The organism is Frateuria defendens (genome assembly GCF_001182895.1).
GTDB lineage: Bacteria > Pseudomonadota > Gammaproteobacteria > Xanthomonadales > Rhodanobacteraceae > Frateuria_B > Frateuria_B defendens.
In genome coordinates this window covers 52,363-58,679 of record NZ_LFQR01000051.1, presented here as the reverse complement: position 1 = coordinate 58,679, position 6,317 = coordinate 52,363, and the positions used below count along the sequence as shown (strand labels likewise).

The 6,317-nt window shown below is 72.5% G+C and carries 10 protein-coding genes; all 10 read right to left on the bottom strand.

From position 1 onward, the window contains the following. A partial coding sequence (locus ACH65_RS08880; protein WP_049622231.1) for a biotin/lipoyl-containing protein occupies positions 1-262 on the bottom strand: 262 nt, incomplete at its 3' end. A gap of 228 nt (positions 263-490) precedes the next feature. Further along, positions 491-1,333, bottom strand: coding sequence for a mechanosensitive ion channel family protein (locus ACH65_RS08875; protein WP_049622230.1), 843 nt, complete (start codon positions 1,331-1,333; stop codon positions 491-493). Between the two features lie 118 nt (positions 1,334-1,451). Continuing rightward, positions 1,452-1,760 (bottom strand): DUF2845 domain-containing protein, encoded by a 309-nt coding sequence (locus ACH65_RS08870; protein WP_049622229.1) that lies wholly within the window; start codon positions 1,758-1,760, stop codon positions 1,452-1,454. 120 nt (positions 1,761-1,880) lie between these two features. Next, positions 1,881-2,171, bottom strand: coding sequence for a DUF2845 domain-containing protein (locus tag ACH65_RS08865; RefSeq protein ID WP_049622228.1), 291 nt, complete (start codon positions 2,169-2,171; stop codon positions 1,881-1,883). 30 nt (positions 2,172-2,201) lie between these two features. Beyond that, positions 2,202-2,786 carry a DUF924 family protein gene (locus ACH65_RS08860; RefSeq protein WP_202594172.1) on the bottom strand — a complete coding sequence of 195 codons (585 nt, stop codon included), beginning with the start codon at positions 2,784-2,786 and terminating at the stop codon, positions 2,202-2,204. Between the two features lies 1 nt (position 2,787). After that, a complete protein-coding gene (locus tag ACH65_RS08855; RefSeq protein WP_237561479.1) occupies positions 2,788-3,228 on the bottom strand; it encodes a DUF2383 domain-containing protein in 441 nt (146 codons plus the stop codon). 109 nt (positions 3,229-3,337) lie between these two features. Beyond that, entirely contained in the window at positions 3,338-4,084 is a 747-nt protein-coding gene (locus tag ACH65_RS08850; RefSeq protein ID WP_049622226.1) for a DUF2884 family protein, read from the bottom strand. Between the two features lie 157 nt (positions 4,085-4,241). Next, positions 4,242-5,096: an energy transducer TonB gene (locus ACH65_RS08845; RefSeq protein ID WP_049622225.1), complete on the bottom strand. Its 855-nt coding sequence runs from the start codon at positions 5,094-5,096 to the stop codon at positions 4,242-4,244. Positions 5,097-5,169: 73 nt separating this feature from the next. Continuing rightward, complete coding sequence (locus tag ACH65_RS08840; protein WP_049622224.1) at positions 5,170-5,640, bottom strand: hypothetical protein; 471 nt, start codon at positions 5,638-5,640, stop codon at positions 5,170-5,172. Continuing rightward, the gene (locus tag ACH65_RS08835) at positions 5,640-6,167 is read right to left on the bottom strand and encodes a peroxiredoxin (protein ID WP_049622223.1); all 528 of its coding nucleotides are present in this window, start codon (positions 6,165-6,167) and stop codon (positions 5,640-5,642) included. Before ACH65_RS08835 ends, ACH65_RS08840 begins: the two co-directional genes overlap by 1 nt. Between the last annotated feature and the right edge of the window lie 150 nt (positions 6,168-6,317).

Sequence of the window (6,317 nt, the reverse complement as noted above, 5' to 3'; positions counted from 1 at the left end):
GCGCCGGCGCAGCGGCGGCGCCCTCGGCCTCGATCAGCGCGATCACGGCGCCCTCGGACACCTCGTCGCCGACCTTGAGCTTCACATCCTTGACCGTGCCCGCGAACGGCGCGGGGATCTCCATGGTGGCCTTGTCCGATTCCAGCGTGACGAGGCTCTGGTCTTTCTCCACGCGGTCGCCGGGTTTCACCAGCACCTCGATCACCGGCACGTTCTCGTGTCCGCCGATGTCGGGTACGCGCGCTTCTTTGGGGTCGGCCATGGGATCTCCTGGGGTGGGGCGGGGGCCGACTGGGGATATCGGCTACCCAAGGCCTCCCATGATAGCGAAGGGACCGCCCTTCCGCGCAGTGCTGGCACGAGCAAGCGACGCCGCCAGGCCCCGGAGGGCCGCGCAGGTTTCTGCGCGTCGCCCGGCCGGCCCGGCGTCTCCCGATGGGCCACCCACGCCTGCCGCCTTGCGGACGGACAGGGGCAAGGGCGCGGGCCCTTACGCCTGCGGCGGCGTACCGGCCGGCAGCGTGCCCTGCACCACGGTCAGCTCGCGCTGCGGGAACGGGATGCTGATGCCCTGCTCGTCGAAGCGCTCCTTGATGGCCCGCAGCAGGTCCGTCTGCGCCGCCCACAGGTCGTCGGTGCGCGACCACGCGCGCACCACCAGGTCCACCGAGCTGTCGCCGAGGTTCACCGTCCACACGCCGGGCGCGGGGTCCTTGAGGATGCGCGCGTCGGCCTCGAACAGCTGCCTGATCTCGGCCATCGCCCGGCCGATGTCGTCCTTGTAGCCGATGCCCACCTTGAGCTCGAAGCGGCGCATACCGCGCTGGTTGAAGTTGATGATGGCGTCCGCGCCGATCTTGCCGTTGGGCACCACCGCCTCGCGGTTGTCCGCCAGCAACAGCCGCGTGTACATCAGCGAGATGCCCTCCACGGTGCCGTCGATGCCGCCCACGGTCACCAGGTCGCCGACGCGGAACGGCCGGAAGATGATCAGCAGCACGCCCCAGGCCAGGTTGGACAGCGAGCCTTGCAGCGCCAGGCCGATCGCCAGGCCGCTGGCGCCCAGCGCCGCGGCCAGCGGCGCCTGCGGCACGCCGGCCTGGATCAGCGCCGTGACCACCAGCAGCGCGATCAGCACGCCGTAGACGAGGTTGCGCAGGAAGCCGCTCAGCGTGGGGTCCACCGACGCACGCTGCAGCGCGCGCTGCACCACGTTGGCGACCCGCGCGGCCACCCAGAAGCCGACCACCAGGATCAGCAGGGCGAACAGCAGGTTGAGGGCGAAGCGGAGGGAACTCTCGGAAAGATGCAGATCGGCGAGCAGGTCATGCATGAGCGGACTTCCAGTGTGACTCGCCCTTCAGCCTAGCAGCCCGCCAAGGAAGACTCTGCACAACCGATGCACAAACCCGCCGGCGCCCGTGCCGCCATGCGCGCACTGTCCTCGCCGCTCAGCGCCGGTGGTCCTCGATGCCGGCCACGCGACCGTCGACGATGGTCACGGTGATCACGTGGTCGCCGTGGCGGTATTGCCAGCGTTCGCCCGCGCCGCCCTGCACCACCCCGCCGCGATGCCGGCCGTGCCGCCCGCCGCCCTGGCGGGACTTGTACGAGGGCCGGCCCAGCAGTTCCTCCGCACGGGCGGCGCTGTCGCCCGTCACCAGCACGCGGCTGCCCACGCGCAGGGTGTCGGTGGCGTGGACGGCGAGGCTCGCGGCCAGGGCGAAGGCGGCGGGAATCAGGTAGCGGATGCGGACCATGGCGACTCTCCTTGTCGAACGACGATGACTTCCCAGCCCCGCGGCATGACCGCGGGGTTCCCAAAACCTATGGAGCGAAAAGCGGACGGCGGCCCCTGGCGGGCGCTGCCGCGCGCCGGGTCAGCGGCGGCGATCCTCGATGTCGCCGACCTTGCCCGCCACGATCGTCAGCGTGACCACGTGCTGGCCGAGCGGGTACTGCCAGCGCTCGCCGCGGTAGGCCCCGAAGCGGTTCTCGATCGGCTCCTTGTAGGCCGGCGTGCCGAGCAGCTCCACCACCCGCGCGACGCTGTCGCCGGTGACCAGCACCTGGGTGCCCATCCGCAGCGTGTCGCCGGCCTGCGCGGCCCCCGCCATGCCCAGCAGGGCAAGGCCCGCAACGACTCCGAGACGACGACGGAAAGCTCGCATGGCAGACCTCCTCCGTGACGGCAATGCTGTCTAGAAACCCGTATCCGGCTGCGCCAGGTAGGCGCGTTCCTCGTCCGTATCGATCCGGCCGAGCGCGGCGTTGCGGTGCGGGAAGCGGCCGTAGCGCGTCACCACTTCGCAATGGCGCAGAGCATAGTCCAGGAAGCGGCGGTAGAGCGCGGCCTCGTTCGCCGGCGCCTGTACGGCAAGGGCGCGGAAGCGCGTCACCGAATGCTGCTGCAGGCGCAGGTCCTCGGCGTGCTCGAGCGGCAGGTAGGCGAACATGCGCCACAGGCGCGGCAGGCGCAGGTCGTCGCCGCGGGCAAGGCCGGCCATCGCCAGCGCCTGTGCCCGCACGTCGCCGGCGAAGGCGCGCGCCGTGCCGCGATGGATGTTGCGGCCGAACTGGTCGAGCACCAGCAGCAGCGCCAGCCAGCCTTCGGGCGTCCCGGCCCAGCCGTCCAGCTCGCCGCGCAGGGCGGCTTCGAACGTGTCGGCGAAGCGCTCGCGCACCGTGTCGTCGAAGCCGGCCTCGGCGGCGAACCAGTGCGCCGAGGTGTCGTCGGCGTACCAGAAATCCAGAACCTCCCGCGGGCCGGCGAACACGGTTGCCATCTCAACAGCGGCCGTCGTGGACCAGGCTGTCCATGTCGAGGTGGATGCCCTGCAGGCGCGGCAGCAGGCGGCGCAGGTCCACCGCCGGTTCCGGCGACGCGCGGTCGATGGCGTGCTCGAAGGCGTGCAGCAGCGCCGCCTCGTTGCGCGCCAGGCGCAGGATCAGCACGTGGTCGTGATGCGCGCCGGGCGGCAGCAGCCAGCTGCCCAGCCGGCGGCGCAGCTCGGTGCCGAACGGGCCGCGCTGCACCGGCTGCCCGCCGAGGCGGCGCACCTGCCCCTGCAGGTCGATCACCAGTTGCTCCAGCGTCTGCGCGTTCTCGTCCAGCACCGCGCGCAGGCCGGGCTCGTGTGCGTGGGCCGCGGCATCGCGGTAGAGCGCGCGCAGCTCGATGCTGCGGCGGGTGAGGCTGTTGTAGACCGCGTACGGAAGGCGCGCCACGGCGAATTCCTGCATGGGCATGGGGAACACGCCACCATGCTCGGTCCATGGCACTTAGCCGGGGATTAACCCGCCTGGCCGCCGTGTCCGGCCGCTCAGCGGGCGTTGCTCAACGGCCGAGTTCGACCAGGTCCAGCGGCCGGCCGCTGCCGTCGCGCACGCCCTCCTGCAACTCGGCCAGGCGGCGGATCGACGGGCACAGCGCCTGGATCTGCGGCCGCAGGGCCTGCATGCGCTGCTCCAGGCGCGGCCGCAGCCGGGTGGCGAGGTCGGCCGCGCGGTCGCGCAGGCCGGCGGCCCCTTCCAGGTCGCCGCCGACGGCGGCCTGCAGCGCCTGCTGGCCGAGCGCGCCAGCAATCAGCGGCACCACGTCGCCGGCGATCTGGTTGGCGTAGGCGTCGGCATCCTGCCAGTCGTGCGTGCTCTGGCTGGCGGCGATACGCGCTTTCAGCTCCTGTGCGCGCTGGGCAAGCCGGTGGTCCAGTTCGGCCAGGGTGGCGGCGTCGAGGCGCAGCCCCGCCGCTTCCTCGTGCATGGCGCGCGCGGCGAGGTCGACGCCGTTCTGCCCCACCGTGCGCACACGCGGCGCCAGCGCGCGCAGTTCGCGCTCGAACACGGCCAGCCGGTCCTGGTCCTCCGCATGGAGGCGCACCGGCGTGCCGTCCGTGCGCAGCGCGCCGTCGTGCAGCAGCACCTGCCGCGGCGCGGGCTGGGCGCGGTCGAACAGCAGGCCGTCGGGCCGCAGGGTGAGGTCGTAGCTGCTGCTGGCGTGGCAGACCTCGGCCAGGTCTTCGGCGTGCAGGCCGAGGGCGGGCAGTACGCCCAACAGGGCGGCAAGCAGGTGGCGCGGGCGCATCGACGGGCGTTTCCGGATGGAAGGAGGCGCACAGCGATAGCCACTCGCGCAGCAACCCTCGCTGAACCCGGCGCGTCGCGGCGTTGCGGTGCCGACGCCGGCGCGAAAACGCCCCGCGGCCGGGCCGTTTCGTGCCATCACCGGGGAAACGCCGGGCTCAGCCTGGGTGGGGCGGCGCAGCCAGCTGCAGGTCGCCGCCGACCAGGTAGACGCCCCCGTCCGGCAGCGCGTCGCCGCCGGCCACCGGCTTCTGGTGCAGCCACGGCACCGGCTCGCGCGGGCCCGGCACGTAGGCCTCCCACTGGCCGTAGCCGGGCAGGCCGGCGCCGCGCTCGCGCAGGCGGAACGCCACCGGCACCCGCACCACCCACTCCTTCGCGCCGGCCCGGGGGCCGGCGGTCGGCGGCTCGAAGTGCCAACCCCTGGCCGCACCGAGCGCCGCCTGGGCGAGCACCTGCCGCCAATGCGCCAGCTCGTTGTCGCTGGCGACGGCGCCGAGGTTGACCTGTTCGGCGGCCTCATCCTCCACCCGGCCGTCCCGGCCCACGCGCAGCAGCAGGTAGACCGTGCCGGATACGCGCGCCATCACGGCCTCGCGCGGATAGGCCGGGGCCCTGCGGTCCTGCAAGGCGGGGCGCTCGCCCGGCGCATCCTGGCCGAAGCGGGTGTCGCGGATGCTCACGGTATAGCGGTCGCCGCCGAGCTGGTCGGCGACGACGCGCAGGCTCATCGCGGCCTTCGCCGTCGCCGGCCTGCCGTCCACCTGCACCGGCCGGAAGCGCCACTGCGGCGCGCTCTTGCCGACCAGCTCGACCACCGCCGGCGGCAGCTTCTCCGGCTGGTCGAGCGCATAGCTCTGCACGCTGCCGTCGGGCGCCACCACGATCGAGCCGGTCACCAGCATGCTCGCCTCCACCCGCTTGCGCACCGCGCCAGGGCCGGCGGCCTGGACCGCGGAAGAGAGCACCGACGCTGCGAGCAGCGCACCCAACCCTCCAAGCAAGCGCTTCATCCCTGATCACCCCGCGAGCATGTGGAACCCGAATCTAGCCGGGCCGCGGCGGCACGTGCAACACGCGATGCACTCAGCGCCGGCGGCGGAACTGCGCCGCCACCGCGGGCCGGCCCAGCCACCACGCCAGCCACAGCAGCAACGGCAGCAGCAGCGCCTTGAACACCAGCGAGAGCAGGTAGGCGCGCTTGGCCTGCTCGATCATCGCCAGCAGCACGCCACTCAACTCGGGCTGCGCCAGCGCATGCTGGCGGGCCTGCTCGAACTGGCCCCAGCTGGCGAGCACCAGGGCGGCGCTCACCATCACCCACACGGCCAGCGCCAAGGCGACCAGGCGCATCGGCTGGCGCGCCCAGGCCTGGCGCAGCACGCAGCCGGCGCTGACCACGATCACCGCGAAGCTCGCCCCGAGGTAGGGGTAATCGCCATGGCGCAGGTACTGCACGCCGCCGAACGCGGCCAGCAGCAGCACGATCCAGCAGCCGATGCGCCAGGCCACGAAACGGGGCACCGCGATGGTGCCCGCAGGTGTCGCGGACGCCATCAGCCCGCCGAAGCCTTGAGGCCCTTGAGGTCGGTCAGCACCTGGGCGGAATTCATCTCCGGGTCGACGTCCTCGTACACCTTGGCCACCTTGCCCTGCGGATCGATCAGGAAGGTGGTGCGCTTGGCGTAGTGGAAGCCCACCTTGGAGGTGAGCACGCCGTAGGCCTCGGACACCTTGTGGTCGGTGTCGGCCAGCAGCGGAAACGGCACGTGGTACTTGGCGGCGAACTCGGCGTGCGACTTCACGTCGTCCAGGCTCACGCCCACCACGTCGGCGCCGGCCTGGCGCAGCTTGGCCACGTCGTCGCGGAAGGTGCACACCTCGGTGGTGCAGCCGGGAGTGAAGTCCTTGGGATAGAAGTACAGCACCAGCCAGCGGCCGTGGTGATCGGCCGGCGTCTGCCAGTGGCCGTGCTGGTCCTGCAGGCGGAAGTCGGGTGCGGGCTGGCCCGCCTGCGGCACGGCGGCGAAGGCCGGGCCGAGCAGGCCGAGCGAGAGGACGAACAGCAGCGTTAGGCGGCGCATGGCACGACTCCGACAATGGACAAGACCCGAAGTGTACGCCGCCTGCCACGCCCCGGCCTGCTGGGCGCCGCGCCGCCTCGACGCGGCGCCCCTCGGCCTCGATCATCGGCCCGCGCAGGGGCCGATGAAGCCAGCCCGACAAGGCCCGCC

Bases quoted from the DNA above. Each gene is read 5' to 3' on its own strand.
- ACH65_RS08875 (WP_049622230.1), bottom strand. From the start codon at position 1,333: ATGCATGACCTGCTCGCCGATCTGCATCTTTCCGAGAGTTCCCTCCGC.
- ACH65_RS08870 (WP_049622229.1), bottom strand. From the start codon at position 1,760: ATGGTCCGCATCCGCTACCTGATTCCCGCCGCCTTCGCCCTGGCCGCG.
- ACH65_RS08865 (WP_049622228.1), bottom strand. From the start codon at position 2,171: ATGCGAGCTTTCCGTCGTCGTCTCGGAGTCGTTGCGGGCCTTGCCCTG.
- ACH65_RS08860 (WP_202594172.1), bottom strand. From the start codon at position 2,786: ATGGCAACCGTGTTCGCCGGCCCGCGGGAGGTTCTGGATTTCTGGTAC.
- ACH65_RS08850 (WP_049622226.1), bottom strand. From the start codon at position 4,084: ATGCGCCCGCGCCACCTGCTTGCCGCCCTGTTGGGCGTACTGCCCGCC.
- ACH65_RS08845 (WP_049622225.1), bottom strand. From the start codon at position 5,096: ATGAAGCGCTTGCTTGGAGGGTTGGGTGCGCTGCTCGCAGCGTCGGTG.
- ACH65_RS08840 (WP_049622224.1), bottom strand. From the start codon at position 5,640: ATGGCGTCCGCGACACCTGCGGGCACCATCGCGGTGCCCCGTTTCGTG.
- ACH65_RS08835 (WP_049622223.1), bottom strand. From the start codon at position 6,167: ATGCGCCGCCTAACGCTGCTGTTCGTCCTCTCGCTCGGCCTGCTCGGC.